Origin of the sequence: Bacillus sp. JJ675 (genome assembly GCF_036963165.1) — a bacterium.
Lineage (GTDB): Bacteria > Bacillota > Bacilli > Bacillales > Bacillaceae > Bacillus > Bacillus glycinifermentans.
Genome location: NZ_JBALMR010000079.1, coordinates 1 through 25,197, shown reverse-complemented (window position 1 = coordinate 25,197; position 25,197 = coordinate 1). Strand labels below are relative to the sequence as shown.

General features: G+C 47.1%; 29 protein-coding genes and 1 pseudogene. 25 read left to right on the top strand and 5 right to left on the bottom strand.

All coding sequences use genetic code 11. The features are described from left to right. Window positions 1-59: 59 nt before the first annotated feature. The 5 genes from V7126_RS19825 (at window position 60) to V7126_RS19805 (ending at window position 4,790) form a co-directional block, all read left to right on the top strand. The gene (locus V7126_RS19825; RefSeq protein WP_046132212.1) at window positions 60-1,304 is read left to right on the top strand and encodes a dicarboxylate/amino acid:cation symporter; all 1,245 of its coding nucleotides are present in this window, start codon (window positions 60-62) and stop codon (window positions 1,302-1,304) included. A gap of 73 nt (window positions 1,305-1,377) precedes the next feature. Further along, window positions 1,378-2,316, top strand: coding sequence for an ABC transporter ATP-binding protein (locus V7126_RS19820; protein WP_046132211.1), 939 nt, complete (start codon window positions 1,378-1,380; stop codon window positions 2,314-2,316). Further along, entirely contained in the window at window positions 2,294-3,061 is a 768-nt protein-coding gene (locus V7126_RS19815; protein ID WP_046132210.1) for an ABC transporter permease, read from the top strand. The genes V7126_RS19820 and V7126_RS19815 overlap by 23 nt, the downstream gene beginning before the upstream one ends. A gap of 111 nt (window positions 3,062-3,172) precedes the next feature. After that, window positions 3,173-3,511 carry a hypothetical protein gene (locus V7126_RS19810; protein WP_046132209.1) on the top strand — a complete coding sequence of 113 codons (339 nt, stop codon included), beginning with the start codon at window positions 3,173-3,175 and terminating at the stop codon, window positions 3,509-3,511. A 109-nt stretch (window positions 3,512-3,620) separates the two neighbouring features. Beyond that, on the top strand, window positions 3,621-4,790 hold the full coding sequence (locus V7126_RS19805) for an acyl-CoA dehydrogenase family protein (RefSeq protein WP_046132220.1): 1,170 nt from the start codon (window positions 3,621-3,623) through the stop codon (window positions 4,788-4,790). Between the two features lie 28 nt (window positions 4,791-4,818). Here V7126_RS19805 and fbpB read toward each other — a convergent pair whose 3' ends face one another. The 3 genes from fbpB to V7126_RS19790 all read right to left on the bottom strand — a co-directional run bounded on the left by fbpB (window position 4,819) and on the right by V7126_RS19790 (window position 5,841). After that, complete coding sequence (gene fbpB / locus V7126_RS19800) at window positions 4,819-4,974, bottom strand: Fur-regulated basic protein FbpB (protein ID WP_046132208.1); 156 nt, start codon at window positions 4,972-4,974, stop codon at window positions 4,819-4,821. Further along, complete coding sequence (locus V7126_RS19795) at window positions 4,955-5,116, bottom strand: Fur-regulated basic protein FbpA (protein WP_046132207.1); 162 nt, start codon at window positions 5,114-5,116, stop codon at window positions 4,955-4,957. Before V7126_RS19795 ends, fbpB begins: the two co-directional genes overlap by 20 nt. 404 nt (window positions 5,117-5,520) lie before the next feature. Further along, window positions 5,521-5,841 (bottom strand): thioredoxin family protein, encoded by a 321-nt coding sequence (locus V7126_RS19790; RefSeq protein ID WP_046132206.1) that lies wholly within the window; start codon window positions 5,839-5,841, stop codon window positions 5,521-5,523. A gap of 149 nt (window positions 5,842-5,990) precedes the next feature. Here V7126_RS19790 and V7126_RS19785 point away from each other — a divergent pair, with 149 nt between their 5' ends. From V7126_RS19785 to V7126_RS19760, 6 genes and pseudogenes are all read left to right on the top strand, one after another. Next, window positions 5,991-7,076 (top strand): D-alanine--D-alanine ligase, encoded by a 1,086-nt coding sequence (locus tag V7126_RS19785; protein ID WP_046132205.1) that lies wholly within the window; start codon window positions 5,991-5,993, stop codon window positions 7,074-7,076. Window positions 7,077-7,183: 107 nt separating this feature from the next. Then, window positions 7,184-8,560 carry a UDP-N-acetylmuramoyl-tripeptide--D-alanyl-D-alanine ligase gene (locus V7126_RS19780; protein WP_046132204.1) on the top strand — a complete coding sequence of 459 codons (1,377 nt, stop codon included), beginning with the start codon at window positions 7,184-7,186 and terminating at the stop codon, window positions 8,558-8,560. 52 nt (window positions 8,561-8,612) lie between these two features. Next, window positions 8,613-9,324 (top strand): annotated as a pseudogene (locus tag V7126_RS19775) (alpha/beta hydrolase). 364 nt (window positions 9,325-9,688) lie between these two features. Continuing rightward, complete coding sequence (gene cshA / locus V7126_RS19770; protein WP_046132203.1) at window positions 9,689-11,149, top strand: degradosome RNA helicase CshA; 1,461 nt, start codon at window positions 9,689-9,691, stop codon at window positions 11,147-11,149. Between the two features lie 101 nt (window positions 11,150-11,250). Then, the gene (locus V7126_RS19765) at window positions 11,251-11,730 is read left to right on the top strand and encodes a PH domain-containing protein (RefSeq protein WP_046132219.1); all 480 of its coding nucleotides are present in this window, start codon (window positions 11,251-11,253) and stop codon (window positions 11,728-11,730) included. Beyond that, window positions 11,720-13,201, top strand: a complete 1,482-nt coding sequence (locus V7126_RS19760; protein ID WP_335498512.1) for a PH domain-containing protein — start codon at window positions 11,720-11,722, stop codon at window positions 13,199-13,201. Before V7126_RS19765 ends, V7126_RS19760 begins: the two co-directional genes overlap by 11 nt. A 6-nt stretch (window positions 13,202-13,207) precedes the next feature. Here V7126_RS19760 and V7126_RS19755 read toward each other — a convergent pair whose 3' ends face one another. Beyond that, on the bottom strand, window positions 13,208-13,798 hold the full coding sequence (locus tag V7126_RS19755; RefSeq protein WP_326288882.1) for a rhomboid family intramembrane serine protease: 591 nt from the start codon (window positions 13,796-13,798) through the stop codon (window positions 13,208-13,210). Between the two features lie 281 nt (window positions 13,799-14,079). Here V7126_RS19755 and V7126_RS19750 point away from each other — a divergent pair, with 281 nt between their 5' ends. The 13 genes from V7126_RS19750 to V7126_RS19690 all read left to right on the top strand — a co-directional run bounded on the left by V7126_RS19750 (window position 14,080) and on the right by V7126_RS19690 (window position 24,392). Continuing rightward, entirely contained in the window at window positions 14,080-15,096 is a 1,017-nt protein-coding gene (locus V7126_RS19750) for a LolA family protein (protein ID WP_335498507.1), read from the top strand. Window positions 15,097-15,289: 193 nt separating this feature from the next. After that, window positions 15,290-16,450 carry an alanine racemase gene (alr, locus tag V7126_RS19745; protein WP_046132199.1) on the top strand — a complete coding sequence of 387 codons (1,161 nt, stop codon included), beginning with the start codon at window positions 15,290-15,292 and terminating at the stop codon, window positions 16,448-16,450. Window positions 16,451-16,558: 108 nt separating this feature from the next. After that, window positions 16,559-16,840 (top strand): CopG family ribbon-helix-helix protein, encoded by a 282-nt coding sequence (locus tag V7126_RS19740; protein WP_026585993.1) that lies wholly within the window; start codon window positions 16,559-16,561, stop codon window positions 16,838-16,840. 4 nt (window positions 16,841-16,844) lie between these two features. After that, window positions 16,845-17,195: a type II toxin-antitoxin system endoribonuclease NdoA gene (ndoA, locus tag V7126_RS19735; protein ID WP_003179128.1), complete on the top strand. Its 351-nt coding sequence runs from the start codon at window positions 16,845-16,847 to the stop codon at window positions 17,193-17,195. A 118-nt stretch (window positions 17,196-17,313) separates the two neighbouring features. Further along, a complete protein-coding gene (locus V7126_RS19730) occupies window positions 17,314-18,138 on the top strand; it encodes an RsbT co-antagonist protein RsbRA (protein ID WP_046132198.1) in 825 nt (274 codons plus the stop codon). Window positions 18,139-18,140: 2 nt separating this feature from the next. After that, window positions 18,141-18,506, top strand: coding sequence for an STAS domain-containing protein (locus V7126_RS19725; protein ID WP_046132197.1), 366 nt, complete (start codon window positions 18,141-18,143; stop codon window positions 18,504-18,506). 2 nt (window positions 18,507-18,508) lie between these two features. Further along, window positions 18,509-18,910, top strand: a complete 402-nt coding sequence (locus V7126_RS19720) for an anti-sigma regulatory factor (protein ID WP_046132196.1) — start codon at window positions 18,509-18,511, stop codon at window positions 18,908-18,910. Between the two features lie 10 nt (window positions 18,911-18,920). Next, window positions 18,921-19,928 carry a PP2C family protein-serine/threonine phosphatase gene (locus tag V7126_RS19715; protein WP_175077521.1) on the top strand — a complete coding sequence of 336 codons (1,008 nt, stop codon included), beginning with the start codon at window positions 18,921-18,923 and terminating at the stop codon, window positions 19,926-19,928. Between the two features lie 58 nt (window positions 19,929-19,986). Further along, a complete protein-coding gene (locus V7126_RS19710; RefSeq protein ID WP_046132194.1) occupies window positions 19,987-20,313 on the top strand; it encodes an anti-sigma factor antagonist in 327 nt (108 codons plus the stop codon). Beyond that, the gene (gene rsbW, locus V7126_RS19705; RefSeq protein ID WP_046132193.1) at window positions 20,313-20,795 is read left to right on the top strand and encodes an anti-sigma B factor RsbW; all 483 of its coding nucleotides are present in this window, start codon (window positions 20,313-20,315) and stop codon (window positions 20,793-20,795) included. The genes V7126_RS19710 and rsbW overlap by 1 nt, the downstream gene beginning before the upstream one ends. After that, window positions 20,761-21,552, top strand: a complete 792-nt coding sequence (gene sigB / locus V7126_RS19700; protein WP_046132218.1) for an RNA polymerase sigma factor SigB — start codon at window positions 20,761-20,763, stop codon at window positions 21,550-21,552. Before rsbW ends, sigB begins: the two co-directional genes overlap by 35 nt. After that, window positions 21,549-22,148, top strand: coding sequence for a PP2C family serine/threonine-protein phosphatase (locus V7126_RS19695; RefSeq protein ID WP_046132192.1), 600 nt, complete (start codon window positions 21,549-21,551; stop codon window positions 22,146-22,148). The genes sigB and V7126_RS19695 overlap by 4 nt, the downstream gene beginning before the upstream one ends. Window positions 22,149-22,229: 81 nt before the next feature. Continuing rightward, window positions 22,230-24,392, top strand: coding sequence for a Tex family protein (locus tag V7126_RS19690; protein WP_175077520.1), 2,163 nt, complete (start codon window positions 22,230-22,232; stop codon window positions 24,390-24,392). 10 nt (window positions 24,393-24,402) lie between these two features. Here the strand turns inward: V7126_RS19690 and cmpA are convergent, their stop codons facing one another. Beyond that, a complete protein-coding gene (gene cmpA / locus V7126_RS19685; RefSeq protein ID WP_006638790.1) occupies window positions 24,403-24,513 on the bottom strand; it encodes a cortex morphogenetic protein CmpA in 111 nt (36 codons plus the stop codon). A gap of 93 nt (window positions 24,514-24,606) precedes the next feature. Between cmpA and V7126_RS19680 the strand changes: the two genes are divergently transcribed. After that, a complete protein-coding gene (locus V7126_RS19680; RefSeq protein WP_046132190.1) occupies window positions 24,607-25,065 on the top strand; it encodes a SprT family protein in 459 nt (152 codons plus the stop codon). Window positions 25,066-25,197 lie beyond the last annotated feature (132 nt).

Sequence of the window (25,197 nt, the reverse complement as noted above, 5' to 3'; positions counted from 1 at the left end):
TAAAAGTCCATGGGAGACCTCTCTCATGGGCTTTTTTGTTCAGAAAGGGGAGGATTTTATTGAAGTTGGCAACGAAAATTATCATTGGTTTGATCCTTGGTGCTGTCGTCGGCATTGTGCTGAACGTTACGTCGCCGGACCTGTTCTCGAAGCTTAACACGTTTGTATTCGGGCCGCTTGGGACCATTTTCTTAAACCTCATTAAGATGCTGGTCGTCCCGATTGTATTCTTTTCTCTGACTTTAGGGGTAGCCGGTCTTGGAGATCCGAAAAAACTCGGCAGAATCGGTGCGAAAACGATCGCGTACTTTTTATCGACAACAGCGGTCGCCATCATCATCGGACTTATTTTGGCTTTGATCATTAAGCCCGGTGAAATCGGAAGCTACGATACGAGCTCCGCGCAATATAAGGCCGAGGAAGCACCGAGCATTGCGGATACGCTGTTGAACATCATTCCGACGAATCCGGTTCAGGCGATGGCTGAGGGAAATATGCTGCAGATCATCGCTTTCTCGATCCTGGTCGGACTCGGCATTACGATGCTCGGGAAAAAAGCCGACGCTCTCCTAAAAGTGGTTGAGCAAGGCAACGAATTGATGATGTATCTCGTCAACCTTGTGATGAAATTCGCGCCGTACGGGACGTTCGGTTTGATCGCGACGGCAATCGGCAGCCAGGGATGGAACGCGATCAAAGCGATGGGACTGTACATGATCGTTGTCATATTGGCGCTTGTTATACACACGATCGTCACTTACGGTTCGACGATTGCATTATTTGCAAAGCGGAATCCAATTACATTTTTTAAGGACTTCTCAGAAGTGATGATCGTAGCGTTCAGTACGTCAAGCAGCAATGCGACGCTTCCAGTTTCCATGGATGTGGCTCAAAGAAAACTGAAAGTGCCGGAGCCGATCAGCAGTTTCGTTCAGCCGCTCGGAGCGACGATCAATATGGATGGGACGGCGATCATGCAAGGGGTAGCGACGATCTTTATCGCCCAGGTCTACGGAGTCGAACTGACGATTCCGCAGCTGTTAATGGTCGTTTTAACAGCCGTGCTGGCCAGCATCGGAACGGCGGGAGTCCCGGGTGTCGGCCTGATCATGTTGGCGATGGTGCTTCAATCTGTAAACCTTCCTGTCGCCGGAATTGCCTTAATTTTGGGAATTGACCGACTTTTGGATATGGTCAGAACGGCCGTCAACACGACGGGAGATGCTGCATGCGCCGTCATTGTCACCGAGACCGAGAAAAAGCACGGCAATATCGAAGCGCCGCATCCGGAAGTGTCTGTGTAACACGGTGAAAAATGCTATAATCAAACAGTGCCTTTTGGCACTGTTTATTTTTGGTACTAAAGGAGGGGCCTCCATGACACCTGTTTTACATATAGAAGGCGTCGATAAGATCATTGACGGCAAGACGATCCTGAAAAACATCAATCTCGAGGCGGACAAGGGGGAAATCATCGGCCTGCTTGGTCCGAACGGTTCCGGAAAAACGACCCTTATCAAATTGATGACCGGTTTGATCAAACAGAGCAGCGGGTCGATCATCATTAACGGTTTTCCGATTGACCGCCAATTCGAAAAGGCGATTCAGGCCGTGGGTGCGATCGTGGAAAACCCGGAATTTTATCCGTACCTCACAGGCTATGAAAATCTCATACATTATGCAAATATGCACAAAGATATCGCTCAGGAGCGGCTCGATGAGGTGGTCGAACGCGTCGGCCTTGGAGATGCAATCGATGATAAAGTCAAAACATACTCGCTCGGCATGAGGCAGCGCCTCGGGATTGCCCAGGCGATCCTACACCGTCCGAAGCTGCTGATATTGGACGAACCGACAAACGGTCTCGATCCTGCGGGAATGAAAGATTTCCGCGGCCACCTTCGCGAGCTGGCCAAAGAGGAAGGAACCGTCATCTTGTTTGCAACGCACTTGTTGAAGGAAGTCGAAGATTTGTGTGATCGGGTCGTCATCCTTCAAAATGGAAGAGTCAAATCGACAGTCACCTTACATGGCGCAGAAGAAAAGCTTGAAAAAGCGCTTTTGGAAGTGGAGCCTGAGGAGAAAGCACTTCAATGGCTGAAAGGGAACGGCTATGAAGCCTGGAAGGAAAAAGGACTCATAGCCGTTAAAGTCGAGAAAAGGAAAATTCTGGATTTAAATAAACAGCTTGTCATGAACGATATCGATGTATATTCGATTGCTCCGTTTAAGCAGTCGCTGGAGGATGAATACATGACGTTAACGGCCGCCATGGAAGAGGAGGGGGATTTTGATGTACAGACTCATCAAAAATGAGCATGTCAAGCTGCTGAAGCGAAGGGTGACGTTTGTGTCGCTGGTGCTGATCGCTGCGTTTCAATTTCTGTTTGCGCTGGTAACGAAACGGATATTGGCGGGCGCAGGCGCTGAAGACCATTTCATCGGCTATTTTTCCTTTGCGCCGAACCTCAACATACTCCTGCAGGGGCTTTCGGTTGCGGTGGCAGCTTCGATTATTTCATTTGAATACGACAAAAAGACGATCAAATTTCTGCTGATCCGACCGGTCAGCAGGGAAAAAATCCTCATTTCTAAATTTTTGACAAGTGTCCTTGCAAGCATTTGGCTCTTTGTCGTCTATTACGGCTTTTCGCTGCTTTACGGACTCGTCTTTTTCGGCATAAAGCTTGATCCTGCGGCAAAGCCGTTATTTCTCAATACGCTGCAAATCATCGGTTCACAGTGGCTTGAGGTTTTTATGATGGTCTCCTTTGCGTTTTTATGCTCTGCCTTGTTCAGAAGCAGCGCGCTCAGCATCATGGTTTCGATCGTCGTGCTGTACGGGGCCAAAGCGCTTGTCACGATCATGGCGTATTTGCAAAATCCGTGGGGTAAATTTTTGCTGTTTGCCAACACCGATTTCACGCAATACGGCGAACACGCAAAAACTGTTTTTGCAGGAATGACACCGCTGTTTTCGGTCTTTATCATCATCATTCATTTTGTGTTTTTTATCGTTGTGGCCTGGTGGAGCTTCTGCAAGCGGGATGTGAAAATATAAGATTTTTGTCAAATATGTGACGGCGGACATGACATTTTTGTGAAAAATGTCGCGTCTACAGTTTAATTTTCCTATTTTCCTTATAATAAGGAAATAGGAGTTGAACAGACGATGCGAAAATTCATTACAGCATTACCGATAATTCTGTTGCTGTCATTTTCATTTGTCACGTTTGCTTTTCATTTTGACCACCTTGTCTATTTTAGGCTTGCACTCGGATTGTTTTCGCTTGCAGGTTTGTTGATGTTGTATAAATTAAAAAACGGCGTCCGCTTTTTTATCGGCTATCTGTATGCAAGCTGGATCGCGCTTGCCGGCATCGCCGCTTATGAAGAACCGCTATTCTCCGACTTTTTCTTCGGCGGTCTCGTCATCACGATGGGGTACTTGACATACATGCTGATATATCTCGGAATGAAGATGGACGGACGCGGCGGTCAAACCGCATAAACAGAAAAGTGCGCCTCGCCCTTGAGAGCGTGCTTTTTTGCTGTCTGGCGGTTATCGGTTGCAAGATCGGCTTTTCTCAAACTATAATCATATTAAATTGATCGGAATAATGTCAGGAGGTTGCCGTGTGTGCACACTATTTGTAAAAAACGAAAAACAGCAGGAATGGCTCAGTAAGATCGGAAAACTGGCTGATGAATTTGCGAAAACGGCCGCTTATTATGATGAACATGCTCTTTTTCCGGAAGACAATATTCGGCAATTGCGAGAATCCGGGTATACAGCGCTGACCGTTGCGAAAAACCTTGGCGGTGAAGGCATTTCGCTGTATGACATGCTTTTGTTTCAGGAAAGGCTGGCAAAGGGAGACGGACCGACCGCTCTCAGCATCGGCTGGCATTTGAGCGTCATGGGTGAATTGGCTGAAGGAAACAGCTGGGATCCAGAAGTGTTTAAGAAAGTGTCACAAGAAGCGCTGAAGGGAGCGCTGATCAACAGGGCGGCCAGCGAAGCGCAGACCGGCAGTCCGACGAGAGGCGGACGCCCGGGTACGAATGCCGCAAGACATGAGGGCGGCTGGATCGTAAACGGACGAAAAACCTTTACGACGATGTCCCCTGTTCTTGATTATTTTCTTGTCACCGCTTGGATCGAAGAAAAGCAGGCGATCGGCGTCTTTTTGATTCATAAGGACGCAGACGGCGTGTCAATTGAGGAAACGTGGGATATGATCGCGATGAGGGGAACGGGAAGCCACGATCTTGTGCTGAAAGATGTCCGCCTTGACGACTCAATGCTTGTGGAGCTTCAAACAGGGAAACGGACGGATAAAATCAACGGCTGGCTTTTGCATATACCGGCTGTCTATCTCGGAATCGCCCAAGCGGCGCGGGATTATGCCGTTGATTTTGCAAATGCCTACTCGCCAAACAGTTTGAAAGGGCCGATCAAAGACGTGCCGGCTGTTCAGCGGCATATCGGGGAAATCGATTTGGAGCTGATGAAAGCCCGCCATTTCTTGTACAATGTCGCCGGCATTTATGATGATCCAAAACGCCGCGGCCTTTTAGGCGGAGAGCTCGGGGCCGTCAAACACGCAGTCACAAATACAGCGATCGCTGTTGTCGACAAAGCGATGCGGGTCGTCGGAGCGAAAAGTCTTTCAGGAAACAATCCGCTTCAGCGGTATTACCGCGACGTCAGAGCCGGGCTTCACAACCCGCCGATGGATGACGCAACAATCGCCAAGCTTGCAGGAATTGCGTTTGGCGAAAACTAGAAAAGCCGGACAAACGTCCGGCTTAATGTTATGACCGCTTTTCTTTAGCAACGGAAAGCAGCCTGTTCTCATGCTTGCGGTCGATGCGGTCGTAAATCATATCCATTTCCTTCTCGCTTCGGGTGATTTCTTTTTTATATTCTTCGACAAGCTGATGATAGGTTTTAATCTTTCGTTTTGACATGGTAGTCCGCCTTTCTAAGCTTAATGGATTCGTATTCGCTTTCAAGCTCGTTCAAAGACAACTCGTAAAGATGGCGTTCTTCTTTTTTGTATATGCCAAGCTGAATGAACCGCTGTATCAGCTGCATTTTTCTTTCTTCCATTTGTGGGGGCACATATCTTCACCTCACACAGATTCTATTTGATATTGATAATCATTATCAATTAATGATATTATACAAAACCAGTTTGCGCCGTGTAAAGCGGCACCCTCTAAAAAATATTGAACAAAAACCATAATATGAATTATTATCCAATTAAACACGCAAAAAAAGAAGCCGACAAGGGCTTCACACAACTAGAAAAAATAATTGCAAAATAGGAACAAAACACATTCTACCCGAATTTAATGATCGAATCAAGCACTTTTTTGACATCTAATGTTTCCCGGGAAATACTATTTGTCGAAACAAATACAGGTCCGGATCCGTCTTTTATATGATAGCAGTAAGGCATGGACTCAGAATTTGTCCATGCCAAAAGACATAAAAAGCAGCCATGAAACGAATTAACTTATATGTTCTGATAGAAATTCAGTCACTTCTTCAGGTGTTTTGGCATTGGCACTGTGAAGATGGCCGGTTTTTTCTCCGTTTTTGAAAATCAAAAGGCTTGGAATGCCCATAACCTGATATTGATCTGCAAGCTCCGGAAGGTCGTCTCTGTTCAGTTCATACCATTCGTTGTCCTTGTAGGCGTCAAGAATGTCCCCGATAAACATATTCATGCGGGTGCAGTCAGGGCACCAGTCTGCGTAAAATTTGACGATGATTTCTTTATCGGATTGGATGAGTTCATTAAATTGTGCTTCAGTAGTGATTTTTTTCAATTGCCATCTCTCCTTTTCAATGCCATTTTAATATAAAATGAGATGGAATTACATATAAATGCTTTTTTCAGGCTGCTCTAAAATCATTAGATCATTTTCCCGGGAAAGTGATAAGATAGTAAAGATGAATCCAGTGGGGGGAGTACGAATTGAAGACAAGATTAGGATTGGTATACGGCGGAAAATCTGCGGAGCATAACGTGTCCCTGCAAACTGCATTAGCCGTTACGAAAGCGTTAGATACAGAAAAGTTTGATATACATCCGATTTACATTACAGAAAAAGGCGAGTGGGTGAGAGGCCCTCAGCTGACAGAGCCCGTTTCAAATGTGAAAATGCTTCAATTTGAACAGGCGGGGCGGACATTTTCTCCGGCAGCGCTGAACCGCGACATGTTCCCTGGACAGTCAGGCACAGATGAAGAAGCGATTGACGTCGTATTTCCGCTTCTGCACGGGCCGAACGGAGAAGACGGCACGATTCAGGGCATGCTGGAATTATTAAACGTTCCTTATGTCGGAAACGGGGTTTTAGCTTCTTCCGCGGGAATGGATAAAGTCGTCATGAAGCACCTGTTTGCCCAAGCGGGTCTGGATCAGGCGAAATATGTGTCTTTTGTGAAAAAAACATGGAATGAAGCGAAAGAAGAAAGCTATGAAAAAGTGGAGGCGGAGCTTGGGTATCCGTGCTTTGTCAAGCCGGCAAACCTCGGTTCAAGCGTCGGAATCAGCAAGTGCCGGAACCGCGAAGAGCTCGATCATGCTTTTGAACTGGCTTTCCAATATGACCGCAAGATCGTCGTCGAAGAAGGCGTCATCGGCCGCGAAATCGAAATCGGCGTTCTTGGCAATGATGAACCGGCATGTTCGGTGGCGGGCGAAATCGCTCCGAAAAAGGACTTTTATGACTACAAAGCAAAATATGAAGACGGAGATACCGATTTGATTATTCCTGCTTCTTTATCAGAAGACGAATACGACACGATGAGCAGCATGGCGGTCAGGGCTTTTCAGGCGATTGACGGTTCAGGCCTTGTCAGGGCGGACTTTTTCTTGACGAATGAAGGAAAGATTCTGATCAATGAGGTCAACACAATGCCCGGATTTACGCCGTTTAGCATGTTTCCTCTTCTGTGGAAGGAGTCTGGAGTCGAATATCCCGACCTGATCGAAAAGCTCGTCGATTTAGCGATTGAGCGGCATAAAGAAAAACAGCAGATTAAATATACATTTTAACAACGCAGGCTGAAAAGCCGCGAGATTATCCCGGCGAGGGGCACAAGACACTATCTTTTTTGCGGATAGTGTCTCTTTTCCTTGCTGGAGAAAGAGAGGGAAAACATATGATAAAGAGAACGGTAAAAGAAATCGCCGAGATGGCGGGAGGCACACTTCTAGAAGAAGCGTTCGGCGAACGGCTGGTCAAAGGCGTGTCAACAGATTCCAGAGCACTAAAAAAAGAACAATTATTTATTCCGCTTGCAGGCGAGCGGTTCAACGGGCACGCTTTTGCAGAACAGGCTTTTCAGGCCGGCGTGTCTGCCGTTCTGTGGAATCGGAATGAGCCGAATCCGCCGGAAGGACGAGCGGTCATCATTGTCGATGACACGCTGGAAGCCCTGCAAAGACTCGCTAAGACTTACCGCGATCAGCTCGATGTTCAAGTGATCGGCGTGACCGGATCAAACGGGAAAACGACGACGAAGGACATGATCCACGCCGTTTTAAATACCGAATACAATGTGCACAAAACAGAAGGAAACTATAACAACCATATCGGCATGCCGCTTACGATTCTTGCGATGCCGGAAGATACCGATATCGCCGTGCTTGAAATGGGAATGAGCGCAAAAGGGGAAATCGATTTTCTCACCCGCCTTGCCCGTCCGGATATTGCCGTTATTACGAATATCGGCGAATCGCATCTGCTTGAACTCGGCTCAAGAGAAGGGATTGCCGAAGCGAAGCTCGAAATTGTCAACGGCCTTTCAAAAGACGGCACGCTCATTTATATCGGGGATGAACCTCTTCTGTCTGAAAAAATCGTTCATCCGCCATACCATACCAAAACGTTCGGAGAAGGTCCTGGCGCCGATTATCAGCTTGAGGACGCAAGGCAGACGGAAGAAGGCGCATCTTTCCGCGTCAAAGGGATCAGCACCGGATTTTTTATCCCTGTCCTCGGAAAGCATAATGTCAAGAATGCCTTGGCCGCCATTGCAGCGGGCGATCTATTAAACGTCAGCCGCGCAAACATCGCCGAGGGCCTGAAAACGCTGAAAGTAACGGGAATGAGGCTTGAGCTTGTGAAAACGCAGGACGGCCTTGCCGTGATCAACGATGCCTACAACGCGAGCCCGACGTCCATGAAGGCGGCGATCGAGCTCGTCGAACAGCTTGACGGATACGGCAAAAAACTGCTCGTTCTCGGCGACATGCTTGAGCTTGGGGAACATGAAAAAGCCTTTCACGAAGACATCGGGCAATCGATCGATCCGGATGTGATCGAGTATGTATTTGCATACGGAGAACTCGGTGAATATATTGCAAAAGGGGCGCTTCAACATTTTCCGGAAAACAGAGTCTTTCACTTCAGCCCCGGTGATAAAGACAGCCTGACACGGGAACTGAAAGAAAAAGCGAATGCCGGAGATGTCATCCTTGTGAAAGCATCAAGAGGAATGAAGCTCGAGGACGTTATCAAAGATTTGCAGGACTAAAAGCTTGATCGTTTTTTTACGGTATACCAAAAAAGAAAACGGGTGAAAGGTCATGATCGGGTGTTTATGCATTCATGGTTTTACGGGAGCTCCGTACGAAATCGAACCGCTTGCCGCGTATTTGAAGAAAACGTGCGATTGGAAGATCGAGATGATCACGCTTCCGGGGCACGGGGAAACGCCGGTTTTAAAGGGTCTGTTATCAGGAATGGATTGCCTGCGCGGAAGTCGAACTCGTCCGCCTTCTAAAAGAATGCGAAGTCGTATATGTCATCGGTTTTTCGATGGGCGGCATGATCGCTGCTTATTTGGCGGGAAAATACCCGGTCAGCCGCCTTGTCCTTTTAAGTGCGGCTGCCCAATATATCAGTCCCGGACAGTTGATTCAGGATTTGAAAAGCGTGATAAAAGATTCATTTCATGGCAGGCTGGAGGATAATCTGCTTTACAAAAGATACAAGCGGAAGCTGACAAGCACGCCGGTTTCCTCCGCTCTCCAATTCCGCAAGCTCGTCAAAGCCACGAAACCCGGTTTGAAAAAACTTCATATTCCCGTCCTCATCGTTCAAGGAGAACGCGATTCCATCGTGCCGTTATCAAGCGCCTATTATTTATACGAAACGATTCCCTCCAAAGAAAAAGAGCTTTGCCTGCTGCCTGATGTCAGCCACCATATCTGTCTTGAGGAAAACCCCGAATTTCTTTTTCGGACGGTCGAGGCGTTTCTGAAAAGAGAATCCGGAGATTCTGTAAATAAATCATGACATATTGGGAAAAATAAACATGCAGGGCTTGGATGATCAAGAAAAAAATAAACGCGCACTGTCGAAACCCTTTAAAGCCTGTGTTACAATGTGTAAAAGGCGGATGGAAAGACGGTCCGCGGCGGGAAACAGTAAATTTGCCGGATGCTACATATGATGCTGCATCACCGGCTTGATAAAAACGGGTCGAGGGGAGCGCATCCCTTATGTCCGCCTTATTGAAAAACACATATCGTAATGGTAATATAACATGTAAAGTAATTCGGGCTTTGTATAAGTATGAACCTGTCCTTTATATAAAGGGCAGTTTTTATTGATGAAACACGACATTACTGAAACAGTAAGCAGAAGGAGTTTGAATACATTGACTATAACGTTTCAAGATTTTCAATTAAGTTCAGATCTCACAAAAGCGATTAAACGCATGGGATTTGAAGAAGCAACACCGATTCAGGCGCAAACGATACCGCTTGGACTTGCAAATAAAGATGTCATCGGACAAGCACAAACGGGAACAGGAAAAACGGCTGCATTTGGCATTCCTCTTGTTGAGAAAATCAACCCCGAGTCTCCTAACATTCAAGCCATTGTTATCGCACCTACTCGTGAATTAGCCATTCAAGTTTCTGAAGAGCTATATAAAATCGGACAGGATAAACGCGCTCGAGTTCTTCCGATTTACGGAGGCCAGGATATCGGCCGCCAAATTCGCGCGCTCAAGAAAAATCCCCACATTATCGTCGGAACTCCAGGCCGTCTGATCGACCATATCAACCGCCGCACGATGCGTCTGCAAACGGTCAATACCGTTGTGCTTGATGAAGCGGACGAAATGCTGAACATGGGATTCATCGAAGATATCGAATCGATTCTTTCCAATGTACCGGAAGATCACCAGACATTGCTGTTTTCTGCAACGATGCCGGCGCCGATTAAGCGGATCGCCGAACGCTTTATGAACAATCCGGAGCATATTAAAGTAAAAGCGAAGGAAATGACGGTTTCAAACATTCAGCAATTCTATCTGGAAGTGCATGAACGCAAAAAATTTGATACGCTGACACGTCTTCTCGACATCCAGTCTCCTGAGCTTGCGATCGTCTTCGGCCGTACGAAGCGCCGCGTTGATGAGTTGACGGAAGCGCTGAACCTGCGCGGCTATACGGCTGAAGGAATTCACGGAGATTTGACACAGGCGAAGCGGATGGTAGCCCTCCGCAAATTCAAGCAAGGCGCAATCGAAGTGCTTGTCGCAACAGACGTTGCTGCCCGCGGTCTGGATATTTCCGGAGTTACGCACGTTTATAACTTTGATGTTCCCCAAGATCCTGAAAGCTACGTTCACCGTATCGGAAGAACGGGCCGCGCGGGCAAAACGGGAATGGCGATGACATTCATTACACCGCGTGAGAAGGATATGCTGCGTGCCATCGAACAAACGACAAAACGCAAAATGGACCGGATGAAACCGCCGACTCTTGACGAGGCTATCGAAGGACAGCAGCAGGTAACCGTTGACCGCATCCGGACGATCATGGAAGAAAACAACCTGAACTTCTATATGTCTGCAGCGGCTGAACTGCTGGAAGACCGTGATGCAGTAACGGTCGTAGCGGCTGCCATCAAAATGATGACAAAAGAGCCGGATGATACGCCTGTCCGTTTGACAGAAGAAGCGCCCCTCAGAACGAAGCGGCATAAAAGCCACCACCGTTCATCAAAGCGGAGAGACGGTGGCGGATACAGAGGAAAGAACAACCGTTCTTCCTATGATAAAAAGCGTTCTTCAAATGACAGACGCCAAAAAAAATCCTATAATTCATAATCAAAAGGCGAATCCTTTTTTACGGATTCGCCTTTTTTAAAAAATGAAACATTTTCGGCGGCGAAGTCGTAAATAGAACATAGGATTGGGGGAATCTAATGTTGAGAAGAGAGCCAAAAAATCAAATCAGCCGTAACGGCGTGAAGGTATGGAAAATCAGCGCCGGCATCACATCGTTTGTCCTGTTTCTGATTGCTGCCGGACTGTTTGCGGTAACCGTGATCTTTAAATGGCCGATTTGGATCGGGATAGCGGGGGCAGCCGTTTGGCTGGGGATTTCCGTCTTTATCATTTTTATCATACCGAACATCCGCCACCGGATCTGGCGCTATGAAGTTCACGAAAATGAAATCGATATCCAGCACGGCATCTTTGTCGTCACCCGTGTGATCGTTCCGATGGTCAGGGTGCAGCATGTCGATACATCACAGGGGCCGCTATTAAGGAAATACAATCTGGCATCTGTGCAGATTTCAACCGCCGCCACGACCCATTCAATCCCGGCCCTTGATGTGGAAGAAGCGGATCAGCTCAGAGATTTCATCTCGAGGCTCGCCAGGGTGACTGAAGATGATGTCTGAGCCGAAACGTCTGCATCCCGCGGCAATGATACTGAACTTCTTTGCAGGGCTGGTCGAAACAGTTAAAAACTATATCATTCCGTTCGGCGTCGCCTTCTTTTTGAATAAAAATCATACGGTGACGATCATAGCGTCCGCCGCAGTCGGCCTGATTTTCATTTTCCTTGTCGCAAGCAGCATTATCAAATGGAGAAAATTCACCTATCGGATTGAAGAGGATGAACTGCGGGTAGAGGAAGGCCTAATAACGAAGAAAAAAAGGTACATTCCGATCGAGCGCATTCAAACGGTCAACACAAGCGCCGGCATCATCCAGCAAATTTTCAGGCTTGTCAAACTCCAGGTCGAAACGGCCGGAGGCGGAAAAGAAGCTGAGGTCATCCTTTCGGCCATTTCCCAGACTGAAGCGGAAAACATCAAGCAGGCACTCTTTGAGAGAAAGCAGGAAATCAATGCTGTTGAAGGCGAGCCGGCTGATCTTGAGGAAGAAAGCGCCGGGAAGGCTGATGAAAAAGAGCCTGTGGACATGACATACGAAATGAGCGGAAAGGAGCTCTTGGCCGCTGCTTCCACTTCAAGCGGAATAGGCGTTATTATTTCGGGGATATTTGCCATCTATACCCAGCTTGATGAGATTGTCAACCTGAACTGGCTGTATGACAAATTTTCCTTTCTAAATAAAGCCGGAGCGACTGTCATCGCCTTTGTCATCTTTGTGGCCCTTTTCATCGCATGGCTGCTCAGCGTCATCGGGATGATGCTGAAGTACACCGATTTTAAGGTTGTCCGCAAAAACAACGAAATCGTCATTTCCAGGGGGCTGATTGAAAAGCACCAAATGACGATCCCGCTCCATCGAATCCAGGCTGTGAAAATAAAAGAAAGCCTGATCAGGCAGCCGCTCGGCTTCGTCTCCGTCACGATCGTAAGCGCGGGCGGAACGGTTTCTGAAGAGGACAAGTCGACGGTTTTATTTCCGATCGCAAGCAAGAAAACGTTAAGGAAACGGCTCGAACAATTCGTCCCCGAATATGTTCCTGAAGAAGGGCTGAACCGTCTGCCGAAACGCGCTTTAAGACGCTATATGTTCCGCGCTTCCTGGCCGCTGTTGGCCGTGGTCCCGCTCTCGGTTTTTGTGCCGCCGTGGGGGTATTTGTCCATTTTGCTCATTCTGTTTTTCTGGGTTATCGGGTATTTGTCATATCGCGATGCCGGCTGGAAAATAAGCGGCGAAAAGCTGATCATGTCTTCCAGGTTCATCGGCAGGACGACAGCGGTCGTACAGCGAAGGCGCATGCAGGTTTACGAGGTGAGCCGTTCGTATTTTCAGCGCAGGAAAAAGCTTGCAAGCATCCATACGGTCACAAAATCCAACGTGCTGCATGAGAAGTTTTCCGTAAAGGATGCAGATGAGAAAGATTTGGAAGCCATTTTTGAATGGTATTCCTATGAAAAAAGAGTGAACGGCTAAAAACCGTCACTCTTTTTTTTTGAGAAGCGGCGGAGAAAGCGCCAAGCCGCCCAAAAGTCCGAAAATATGCGCCATGATGTTGATATTGTAGTTGATGAATGTCATCAAAACTGAAATCGCGAGAATGGTAACGATAATCTGTGAATTCGCCCTGTCCATGAGCCCTTTTCGAAACAGGACGATGTACAAATATACGCCGAACAGGCCGAAGATCGCCCCGGAAGCCCCGACATGCGTATACTCCGGCGGTTCGATGAAGTACGTGCCGATGTTCCCGATTACGCCAGAGCCGATATAGACGGCGAGAAACCGAAGCGTCCCCATCATCCGCTCAAGCGCGGGGGCAAACAAAAAGAGCGACATCGAATTAAAGAGAAGGTGGGAAAACCCGGCATGAATAAAGATCGGCGTGACAAGCCGCCACCACTCCCCTTCGGCGATTCCCCAGTTAAAACCTATCGTCAAATCGGACCACATCTGCACGGTCGGAAGCGGGATTAAAAAAAGAACCCATATGACAAGCTGGAGGGCCAATATCGCCGTTGTAACCGGATAGAGCCTGATAAACGTCTGGAAATCTTCCGTTCTGATAAACATGCTTTCGTCAAAAGCCCCTTTACAATGATCTCGTACATATATAGTAACACGTTTATGAGAGCATCTTGTGAAATAGTACGCGGCAAAAATGAATCAAAAGGTTGTCATGCTAGTCTGCATATTGTTCCCGCCTCCCTCATATATTGGGTAGTGCAATAAGGGAGACAAGTCGTTGCAGGCTTTTATGGTACGCATGCCGATTCAGCCGGCCCCTGTTCTAAGCGTACCGTTAAAGTCGAACAAGCGGTTTCTTCCTTTTTACATCAATGATTAAAAAGGGGTTGAAAAAGGTGAGAAAAAGCTTTGTTTTGCTTTTAACGGGGCTGCTTGTCGTCTTAATGCTTTCTGCCTGCGGCCAAAAATCGCAAGAAGATGTTGTCAGGGGGCTCGACAAGAAGGCAAAAGAATACACGTCCTATAAAGCAAAAGCAAAAATGACGATTCAAACGGGAAATGAGCCGCAAGAGTACAACGTGGAAATCTGGCACAAAAAGCCTTCCTTTTACAGGGTTTATTTAGAAAACCCTAAAAAAGACCAGAGCCAGGTGATTTTGCGCAATGAAAACGGCGTATTTGTTCTGACACCGTCCCTGAATAAAAGCTTCCGTTTTCACAGCGATTGGCCCAACAACAGCAGCCAGGTGTATTTGTTTGAATCGCTTGTGAAAGACATTAAAGGCGATGGAGAAGCATCCTTTAAAGCGAAGGATTCAAAGTATATTTTCGAAACGAAAACAAACTATCAGCATAACCAGATGCTGCCGATGCAGGAAATCGTCTTTCATAAAAAAAATATGGCCCCTCAATCTGTAAAGGTGATGGATACGGACCGGAAAGCCATGGTCAAGGTTGAGTTTGAAAGCTTTGAATTTGATAAGCCTTTAGACAAAAGCTCGTTCGACGAAAAGAAAAACATGACGCTGTCGCAAATCGATGTAGCGACAAGCACTGAACCGTCTGACACGTTTGCGGTCAAGACGCCGCTCGATGTCCCTCAAGGCGTGAAAAAGCTTGAAGAAAAAGAAATGGCCACCGACGACGGCAAAAGAATCGTCATCACATATGGCGGCGAAAAATCGTTTACGCTGATTCAGGAAAAAGCCCGCGTCGCCAAAACGGCAACATCGGTCTCCATGAACGGCGAGCCGGTCGACCTCGGCTTTACGGTCGGCGCGCTCTCGGAAAAATCACTGTCCTGGACATATGATGGAGTCGATTATTACATCTCATCTGACGATCTTTCCCAGGATGAGCTCCTGATGGTCGCAAAGAGCATGCAGGGCCAATCCTCAAAATAGCCCTGTCATTTCAAACAGCCTGTTCTCCGATATACGGGGAACGGGCTGTTTTTATTTTACCTTAAAATGGATATAATTCCAGAAACTTTTGCCCGGCTTGCCTCGTCTAAAACAAGGCAGCATTTCCCTTTTTGCTGCATTTTTAGTATCATGGGGAAAGACTTAGTCGAAACAAGGAACAGGAAGTGTCAGTATGAGCTTAAAACCATTCTATCGAAAGACATGGGCAGAAATCGACTTAACAGCCTTAAAGGAAAATGTACGGAATATGAAGCGTCATATCGGCGGGGATGTTGACCTGATGGCGGTCGTCAAAGCGAATGCCTACGGGCATGGGGACGCCCAGGTGGCGAAGGCGGCCCTTGCAGAAGGTGCATCAATTCTCGCCGTGGCCTTTTTGGATGAAGCGATTTCGTTAAGGGAACAAGGGATAGACGCACCGATTCTCGTGCTCGGAGCGGTGCCGCCGGAATATGCCGGCATTGCCGCAAAACGGCGCATTACCGTCACCGGCTATTCGGTCAGCTGGCTGAAAGAAGTGCTTCGTTTGATCGGTGACATCGGCGAACCGCTCGATTTTCACTTGAAAATCGACACAGGCATGGGACGGCTCGGCTGCAGAAATGAAGATGAAATAAAAGAAATGATGGATATGACTGAATCGTCCAGCAAGGTGAACTGCTGCGGCGTCTTCACCCATTTCGCCACAGCGGACGAAAAGGATACGGATTATTTCAACATGCAGCTTGACCGCTTTAAGGAACTGATCAAACCGCTTCCGCTCGACCGGCTGATGGTGCATTCGTCAAACAGCGCCGCCGGCATGCGGTTTAAGAAGCAGCTCTTTAACGCGGTTCGTTTCGGCGTCAGCATGTACGGCATGTCGCCGTCATCCGAGATTAAAGACGAGCTTCCGTTTCCGTTGAAGGAAGTGTTTTCGCTTCATACAGAGCTCGTTCATGTGAAAAAAATCGCCAAAGGCGAGAGCGTCAGCTACGGTGCGACGTATACGGCCGAACATGATGAGTGGATCGGGACCGTCCCTGTCGGCTATGCGGACGGCTGGCTCCGCCGCCTTGCCGGAAGCGAAGTGCTGATCGACGGAAAAAGGCAGGAAATCGCCGGCAGAATCTGCATGGATCAGTTTATGATCTCCCTTCAAGAAGAATATCCGGTCGGCACAAAAGTAACCTTAATCGGAAAGCAGAAAGACGAAACGATTTCAGTCGACGAAATCGCCCAAAAACTGCAAACGATTAATTATGAAATTACCTGCATGATAAGTTCAAGGGTCCCCCGTATGTTTTTGGAAAATGGGAGTATAATGGAAATAAGGAATCCGATTTTACCGTAAATAAACGATAAGCTGAAAAACAGCTTTGCTTGCGGAAAGATTAATGATATGATTATGTTTGGAATGGATAAAATGTTGTATCCGTAAGTTTCGTGGAGGTGTATGTTTTTGTCTGAATCCAGCGCTACAACTGAAATTATGATTCGCTTGCCAGAAGCTTTAGTATCAGAACTGGATGGTGTCGTCATGCAAGATAACGGGAGCCGAAATGAACTGATTTATCAAGCCACAAAAATGTATTTACGTGAACGCAAAAATCGACAAATTCGGGAATCGATGAGACGCGGTTATATGGAGATGGCAAAAATCAATTTAAACATCTCCTCAGAGGCACAATTTGCAGAGTATGAGGCTGAAAACACAGTAGAGCGCTTAGTAAGCGGAGGATAATCATTTGATTGTTAAACGCGGCGATGTTTATTTTGCTGATCTATCTCCTGTTGTTGGCTCAGAACAAGGCGGGGTGCGCCCGGTTTTAGTGATTCAAAACAACATCGGCAATCGCTTCAGCCCAACTGCTATTGTTGCAGCCATAACAGCCCAAATACAGAAAGCAAAATTACCTACCCACGTCGAAATTGATGCGAAACGCTATGGTTTTGAAAGAGATTCCGTTATATTGCTCGAACAAATCCGGACGATTGATAAGCAAAGATTAACGGACAAAATCACCCATCTCGATGATGAAATGATGGAAAAGGTTAACGAAGCCTTACAAATCAGTTTGGCACTAATCGATTTTTAAATATGGAACAAAGTTGCTCATGAGGATAGAGCAACTTTTTTTGTGTTCAAAATTGACAAACGATATAATGAAAATGTTAGTCCAAAAATTGTTACTGTATGTACTTGGGGGGATAAACGTGTCGAATGAATTAGTATTATCGTATATTTCAGAGCATCAAAATGAGCTTGCCGAAAGCTTTGCGGTCATTTTGAGAGACCTGAACGGCAAATTATCGAACGCGAAGCTCACCGGACAGATGTATCATGAAATTAGCAACGAATATATTCAAATTTTAATGAATGGTTTGAAAGCTGAAGATGAGAATGTCGACAATATTTATCAGTTTTCTTCCAAAGCGGTACAAATCGGCGTTCCTTTAAAGCTTCTTTCTTCAGGTTTATCAGCGTTTTGGAAGCAGCTCTACTACGCCATGAACAAGGATCGTCCCGAAGATCAGCAGTGTTATGATCTCATATGGGAAATTGACAAATTTATTGATCCGATCAACAGCGAGATTTTAAATCAGTATGCGATTTCTTGGGAAAAAACCGTCGCCATGCAAAAGGTTGCGCTTCAGGAGCTTTCCGCGCCGCTGATCCCGGTTTTTGAAAACATTACGGTGATGCCTCTCGTCGGAACGATCGATACCGAGCGCGCCAAAAAGATTATGGAAAACCTGTTAAACGGCGTCGTCAAACATCGTTCTGAAGTGGTGTTAATCGATATTACGGGAGTCCCTGTCGTCGATACGATGGTTGCACACCACATCATACAGGCATCAGAAGCCGTCAGACTGGTGGGCGCAAAATGCCTGCTTGTAGGGATCCGCCCGGAAATCGCGCAGACGATTGTGAATTTAGGCATTGATTTAACTCAGGTTATTACGAAAAATACCCTGCAAAAAGGAATTCAAACCGCGTTGGAAATGACAGACCGAAAAATCGTTTCATTGGAGGAATAACGTTGAGAGTGCCTAAAATTCCGATTTTGAAACTTTACAATTGTTTACTGGTATCCATTCAGGTAGAGCTCGATGACCAGACCGCTCTCAATTTTCAAGAGGATTTGCTCAATAAAATTTATGAAACCGGATCGAACGGAGTGGTGATCGATCTGACCTCTGTGGATATCATCGATTCATTTATCGCCAAAGTACTCGGCGATGTCATTACAATGTCAAAATTAATGGGGGCAAAAGTCGTCCTGACTGGCATACAGCCGGCCGTTGCCGTGACATTGATTGAACTCGGCATTTCATTGGACGAGATCGAGACAGCCCTCGATCTCGAAAAAGGGCTCGAGAGATTGCAGCGGGAATTGGGGGAATAGGTATGAAAGACCAGTCCTGTGTAAAGATTTTGACAGAATGGGATATTGTGGCTGCCAGACAGCTCGGGCGAAATGTCGCGAAACAACTGGGATTCGGCACAGTCGATCAGGCCAGAATCACGACGGCCATTTCAGAGCTGGCCCGGAATATCTATTTATATGCCGGGAAAGGCCAAATCTGTATCGAAGAGGTCGATGAAAGGGGTAAAAAAGGGTTGAAAATCACTGCCAAGGATGAAGGTCCGGGAATAGCCGACATCCGCAAAGTGATGGAAGACGGTTTTTCAACCTCAGGCGGTCTCGGAGCCGGCCTGCCTGGTGTAAGGCGTCTGATGGATCAATTCGAATTGAGCTCAGACGCTGACAAGGGAACGGATATACAAGCCGTTAAGTGGCTTCGATAGGAGGGAAGGAATGGATTTCAGGGAAGTGATCGAGCAGCGCTATCGTCAGCTGCTTAGCCGTTATATATCTGAATTAACCGAGACGTCCCTTTATCAAGGGCAGAAATTCAGCAGAAAAACGATCGAGCATCAAGTGCCGCCGGAGGAGATTATCAGCATACACCGAAAAGTTCTGTCTGAACTATATCCGGACCTTCCGGATGATGTATTCCATTCGCTCGACTTCTTAATTGAAGTAATGATTGGTTACGGCTTGGCCTATCAAGAACATCAGACACTGCGGGGCATTCAGCAGGAAATCAAATCGGAAATCGAAATTGCCGCCAATGTGCAGCAGACGCTCCTTGAAACTACGATACCGAAAGACGAAGCGCTTGACATCGGGGCGATCAGCGTTCCGGCGAAGCAAATGAGCGGCGATTATTATCACTTCGTCCGTGATAAGGAATCCATCAATATCGCGATTGCGGATGTGATCGGAAAAGGGATACCGGCCGCCTTATGCATGTCGATGATCAAGTATGCGATGGACTCTTTGCCGGATTCTGGAACAAACCCTTCACAAGTTCTGAAAAGCCTGAACCGGGTTGTCGAACAAAACGTGGACCCGAGCATGTTTATTACGATGTTCTACGGAAACTACCACTTGAAAAAACATCTGTTTACATTCGCATCGGCCGGTCATGAGCCGGGCTTTTATTATAACGGCAAAGAAGACAAATTCCACGATCTAAAAGGAAAAGGGCTCGTTCTCGGCATTTCATCGGATTATGAATATGAACAATACGAGCAAAGGCTGGACATCGGGGATATGATTATTCTGTTTTCTGATGGAGTGACAGAATGCAGAACAGATGCCGGATTTTTGGAACGGTCAGACCTCCAAAACCTCATCTCCGTACATATGGAAGAGCCCGCACAGCAAATGGCTGAGAATATTTACGAAAGCCTGCTAAAGCTGCAGGACTTTCAGCTCCATGACGATTTCACCTTCATTGTTTTAAAAAGAAAGGTTTAGCCCCTTTCTTAGCCGGGTAATAAAGCAATAGCGATTAATGAGAACCAGAGGTGATATTGTGAATTTGGCAGTCGATACGAAAAAAAATGACCGTGTGATAGAGGTAAAAGTAGCTGGAGAAATAGATGTACACTCTGCCCCTGCACTGCGCGAACAGCTGATGCCGCTCGCTGAAGAGGGAAGGGATCTCAAAGTGTGCCTGCAGGATGTTTCGTATATGGACAGCACGGGACTGGGTGTATTTGTAGCGGTATATAAAACGGTAAACAAAACGGGAGGCTCTTTATTGCTTGAAAATCTGTCCGACCGTTTGATCCGTCTGTTCGACATTACAGGTTTAAAGGACATTATCGATATTTCTGGAAAGTCAGAGGGTGGATTATAATGCAGAGAGCAGCTGATTACATTGAAATGAAGTCACCTGCCAAACCGGAATATGTGGGAATCATCCGTTTAACCCTGTCGGGAATCGCAAGCAAGATGGGGTATTCATATGATGATATTGAAGATTTGAAAATCGCCGTCAGCGAAGCCTGCACGAACGCCGTCCAGCATGCCTATAAAGCGGATAAAACCGGAGAGGTATCCGTCAGGTTCGGCGTGTTTAGTGACCGCCTCGAAATCGTAGTCGCAGATCAGGGCGACAGTTTTGACATACAGGATAAACAGAAGGGGCTTGGACCGTATTCCCCGGAGCACACGGTAGATCAATTGTCAGAAGGAGGGCTCGGCTTATATTTAATGGAGACGCTGATGGATGAAGTGAATGTGCAGATTGACTCAGGCGTGACTGTATCAATGACAAAGTTCTTAAACAGGGAGCGAGTTGATGATGGCACAACCGTCCAAAACTACGAAACTAACTAAAGATGAAGTGGACCGTCTGATTAAAGATTATCAGGACAACGGGGATGAAAAAGCCCAGCTTGCCCTTGTCGAGTCATACAGCAGCCTGGTCGAAACGCTGGCCAAAAAATATTCGAAAGGCAAAAGCTTTCATGAAGATCTCTGCCAGGTCGGAATGCTCGGGCTGCTCGGAGCCATCAAGCGCTATGATCCCGATGTGGGAAAATCGTTTGAAGCCTTCGCCATTCCGACCATTATCGGGGAAATCAAGCGGTTTCTCCGCGATAAAACGTGGAGCGTCCATGTGCCGAGAAGGATCAAGGAATTGGGGCCTAGGATTAAAATGGCCGTCGATCAATTAACAGCGGAAAACCAGCGTTCTCCGAGGGTCGACGAGATCGCTTCCTTTCTTGACGTGTCAGAAGAGGAAGTGCTTGAAACGATGGAAATGGGCAAAAGCTATCAGGCGCTGTCCGTAGACCACAGCATTGAAGCTGATGCAGACGGCAGCACGGTGACAATCCTCGATATTGTCGGCTCCAAGGAAGAAGGCTATGAGAAGGTGAACCAGAAGTTGACGCTCGAAAGCGTCCTGCACGTCCTGTCAGACCGCGAAAAACAGATCATTGAGCTGACATACATCCAAAACAAAAGCCAAAAAGAAACCGGTGACATTTTGGGAATATCGCAGATGCACGTATCAAGACTGCAGCGGAAAGCCGTTAAACGGCTGAGGGAGGCCTTGGCGGAAGATCCGTATATGGAGATCAGGCAATGATCTGGACCGAATCGAATGAACATATTCAAGCGCTCGTTTATCAGCTTCCCAAAGAAGGAAAAACGGTTTGCGGAGACAGCTTTTATTTCAATGCGACGGACGGCGGCATGATATGCGCACTGGCCGACGGACTCGGCAGCGGCCAAATGGCCCGCGAATCCTCTTCAGCGATCAGCGATATTGTCAAAGCGTACAGCGATGAAGACGTTGCAAGCTTGATGGAACGCTGCAATCAGGCGCTCAAGCAAAAGCGGGGGGCGACCGTCTCGATTTTAAAAGCAGATTTTAAAACGAGAACCATCGTCTACAGCTCTGTCGGCAATATCCGCTTTATTTTGTACGCTCCTTCAGACAAATATATTTACCCTCTTCCCGTTACGGGGTACTTATCAGGAAAACCGCAAACATATAAAACATACACATATCCGTATGAAAAAGGCTCACGGTTTATCATTCATTCAGACGGACTTTCCGTTCCGTCTCTGCGCACCTATCTGAAAAACCACTTCACGCCTGAAGACATCTCAAATCAGATTGAGGCGTATACAAAACTCGGAAATGACGATTTAACCTATATCATCGGACAGCTTTTCTAGCTGAAAAGCTGTCCGTTTGGTATAGGTGTTTTTTAAAATCTTTTGGTACACTAAGAAGACAATACTCTTATGGAGGCTACAATGGATACTTTAGCGTTAATCGTCAAACAAATCGCAAAAGAAACCGGGCTGACGTCCAAACATATCGGCAATGTCATTCAATTATTGGAGGACGGTAACACCGTTCCTTTTATCGCGAGATACCGCAAGGAACAAACGGGTTCCATGGATGAAGTGCAAATTCAAACGATTTCCGGGCGCTGGGGATATATTCAGCATCTGAATCAGCGGAAGGAAGAAGTGATCCGCCTGATTGACGAGCAGGACAAGCTGACGGATGAATTAAAGCTCAAAATCGAGAAGGCGGCAAAGCTGCAAGAGGTCGAAGACTTATACCGCCCTTATAAACAAAAAAGAAAAACGAAGGCAACTGTCGCCAAAAGCAAAGGGCTTGAACCGCTCGCTGATTTCATCATCTCTCTTCCAGAGAACAAAGACATTTCGGCAGAAGCAGAGCGATACATAAACGAGGAAAAAGAGGTGTTCAGCGCGGAAGAAGCGCTTGAAGGATCGAAAAACATTCTCGCCGAACGCATCTCCGACGAACCGGAATTCAGAAGATGGATCCGCCAGGAGACCTTTAAAAAAGGAACCTTGAAATCAGAAGTCAAAGATGCGGAAGCAGACGAAAAGAAAATTTACGAAATGTACTACGAATATGAAGAGCCGATCCAGAAAATCGTTCCCCATCGCGTGCTCGCCGTCAACAGAGGCGAAAAAGAGGGGATATTAAAGGTAGCGATCGAACCGCCGGCCGACCGCATTCAAGCTTATTTGGAAAAACAAATCCTCAAACAGAAGCAAACGACGGCGAAAGACGTGATAAAGGATGCGATCGAAGACGGATACAAGCGTCTGATCCAGCCGTCGATCGAAAGGGACATCAGAAAAGAGCTGACAGAGAAAGCGGAAGATCAGGCGATTCACATTTTTGCCGAGAATCTGCGCAAGCTGCTGCTTCAGCCGCCGATGAAAGGCAAGCTCGTCCTCGGCGTCGATCCGGCATTCCGTACAGGATGCAAGCTGGCGGTCGTCGATGAGACGGGGAAGGTCCTGAAAATCGACGTCATTTATCCGCACCCCCCGGTCAACAAGAAGGCGGCAGCCGCCGAAAAAGTGAAAAGCATCATCGAAGCATTCGGCATTGAAGTCATCGCCATCGGAAACGGCACAGCTTCACGGGAAACGGAGCAGTTTATCGCCGATCTTTTGAAAGATATCGACAGACAGGTATACTATCTAATCGTCAACGAAGCCGGGGCAAGCGTTTATTCCGCCTCAGAACTGGCGAGAGAGGAATTTCCGGATCTGCAGGTTGAAGAACGCAGCGCTGTTTCAATCGCGCGCAGGCTTCAAGACCCGCTGGCCGAGCTTGTCAAAATCGATCCGAAATCGGTCGGCGTCGGCCAGTATCAGCACGATGTCAGCCAGAAAAAATTAAACGACTCCCTCAGCTTTGTCGTCGAAACCGTCGTCAACAAGGTCGGCGTCAACGTCAACACGGCGTCTGCGGCGCTTTTGCAATATGTAGCTGGACTGACCAAATCGGTCGCGGGCAATATCGTCAAAAAACGGGAGGAAATCGGAAAATTCACAAGCCGGAAAGAATTAAAAGACATCCCGCGGCTCGGCGCGAAAACGTATGAGCAGTGCATCGGCTTTTTAAGGGTGCCTGACGGCGAAGAAGCGCTCGACCGCACCGGCATCCATCCGGAAAGCTACAAAGAAACGAGAGAGCTTTTGAAAAAGCTGAACCTGTCAACAGACCAGATCGGGTCTGCCGAGCTCCGGGCCAAACTAAAAGAACTGAATATATCGCAAACCGCCAAAGAGTTAGCGATCGGCGACATCACGCTGAAAGACATCTGCGACCAGCTGACAAGGCCTGAGCGCGATCCGAGGGATGAAGTGCCAAAGCCTCTCCTGAAAACCGACGTGCTCAAGCTGGAGGATTTAAAAGAAGGCATGGAACTCCAGGGAACGGTCCGCAATGTCGTGGACTTCGGCGCCTTCGTCGACATCGGCGTCAAACAAGACGGGCTCGTGCACATTTCAAAGCTCAGCAGCTCTTTCGTCAAGCATCCCCTTGACGTCGTATCGGTCGGCGACATTGTCACGGTTTGGGTGGAGCATGCAGATGCGGCAAAAGGAAGGGTGTCATTATCGATGGTAAAAGAAAAATAGCACTGCTCCTTTAGCAGTGTTTTTTTCTGTAAAAATACCAGCATTGATTCAGCAATTTAATCTGATAATGATCTTTTTCATAAAAGGCTTTTTGCATCTGGTTTTTGAGCCAATTCGGCATTGACAATCCCTCCTAAAGGCTCTGATGATATTAGCTTATGCGGGCGGGATTTTGTCCCGTTCGATATTTTTAAAAATGAGGTGAAGACAAAGAGTGGACGATCATCAAGTACAGCAGCTGACCGAACAGATTTCCATGACGTATTTTAAAAAGCCATTCCGGCACCGGGCCTACTTCAACAGCCGCCTGAAAACGACAGGAGGCAGATATTTGCTCAACTCCCACGATATCGAGCTGAACAAAAAATATTTGGCAGAGCACGGCCAAAAAGAGCTTGAAGGCATCATCAAGCACGAGCTGTGCCATTACCACCTTCACCTTGAAGGAAAAGGCTACAGGCACCGCGACAAAGATTTCAGAGCGCTCTTAAAGGAAGTCGGCGCTCCGAGATTTTGCACGCCGCTGAGCGCGAAAAAACAAACGAGAAACGTGCGCACATACATGTGCACATCGTGCGGCCAAACCTTTTTAAGAAAGCGTTCCATGGACACAAACCGATATGTTTGCGGCAAATGCGGAGGGAAAATAAAAGAAATGATAAAAAAGGGTTGACTGATCAGGCTTGTATATGATAAATTATAAAAGCCGTCGCAAGACAGGCAGTGAAACAAAATGTTTTTCTTGACACAATTTGTCGTCATATTTATAATAAAATGAGTCTGGTCATTCCACAGTAGCTCAGTG

What these genes read in the sequence shown, in the direction of transcription:
- V7126_RS19805 (WP_046132220.1), top strand. Translation starts at nt 3,621, where the DNA reads ATGTCAGGAGGTTGCCGTGTGTGCACACTATTTGTAAAAAACGAAAAA.
- V7126_RS19815 (WP_046132210.1), top strand. Translation starts at nt 2,294, where the DNA reads ATGTACAGACTCATCAAAAATGAGCATGTCAAGCTGCTGAAGCGAAGG.
- V7126_RS19780 (WP_046132204.1), top strand. Translation starts at nt 7,184, where the DNA reads ATGATAAAGAGAACGGTAAAAGAAATCGCCGAGATGGCGGGAGGCACA.
- fbpB (WP_046132208.1), bottom strand. Translation starts at nt 4,974, where the DNA reads ATGTCAAAACGAAAGATTAAAACCTATCATCAGCTTGTCGAAGAATAT.
- V7126_RS19715 (WP_175077521.1), top strand. Translation starts at nt 18,921, where the DNA reads ATGGATTTCAGGGAAGTGATCGAGCAGCGCTATCGTCAGCTGCTTAGC.
- rsbW (WP_046132193.1), top strand. Translation starts at nt 20,313, where the DNA reads ATGCAGAGAGCAGCTGATTACATTGAAATGAAGTCACCTGCCAAACCG.
- V7126_RS19810 (WP_046132209.1), top strand. Translation starts at nt 3,173, where the DNA reads ATGCGAAAATTCATTACAGCATTACCGATAATTCTGTTGCTGTCATTT.
- alr (WP_046132199.1), top strand. Translation starts at nt 15,290, where the DNA reads ATGAGCTTAAAACCATTCTATCGAAAGACATGGGCAGAAATCGACTTA.
- V7126_RS19820 (WP_046132211.1), top strand. Translation starts at nt 1,378, where the DNA reads ATGACACCTGTTTTACATATAGAAGGCGTCGATAAGATCATTGACGGC.
- V7126_RS19690 (WP_175077520.1), top strand. Translation starts at nt 22,230, where the DNA reads ATGGATACTTTAGCGTTAATCGTCAAACAAATCGCAAAAGAAACCGGG.
- sigB (WP_046132218.1), top strand. Translation starts at nt 20,761, where the DNA reads ATGGCACAACCGTCCAAAACTACGAAACTAACTAAAGATGAAGTGGAC.
- V7126_RS19795 (WP_046132207.1), bottom strand. Translation starts at nt 5,116, where the DNA reads ATGGAAGAAAGAAAAATGCAGCTGATACAGCGGTTCATTCAGCTTGGC.
- V7126_RS19695 (WP_046132192.1), top strand. Translation starts at nt 21,549, where the DNA reads ATGATCTGGACCGAATCGAATGAACATATTCAAGCGCTCGTTTATCAG.
- cmpA (WP_006638790.1), bottom strand. Translation starts at nt 24,513, where the DNA reads ATGCCGAATTGGCTCAAAAACCAGATGCAAAAAGCCTTTTATGAAAAA.
- V7126_RS19760 (WP_335498512.1), top strand. Translation starts at nt 11,720, where the DNA reads ATGATGTCTGAGCCGAAACGTCTGCATCCCGCGGCAATGATACTGAAC.
- V7126_RS19755 (WP_326288882.1), bottom strand. Translation starts at nt 13,798, where the DNA reads ATGTTTATCAGAACGGAAGATTTCCAGACGTTTATCAGGCTCTATCCG.
- V7126_RS19720 (WP_046132196.1), top strand. Translation starts at nt 18,509, where the DNA reads ATGAAAGACCAGTCCTGTGTAAAGATTTTGACAGAATGGGATATTGTG.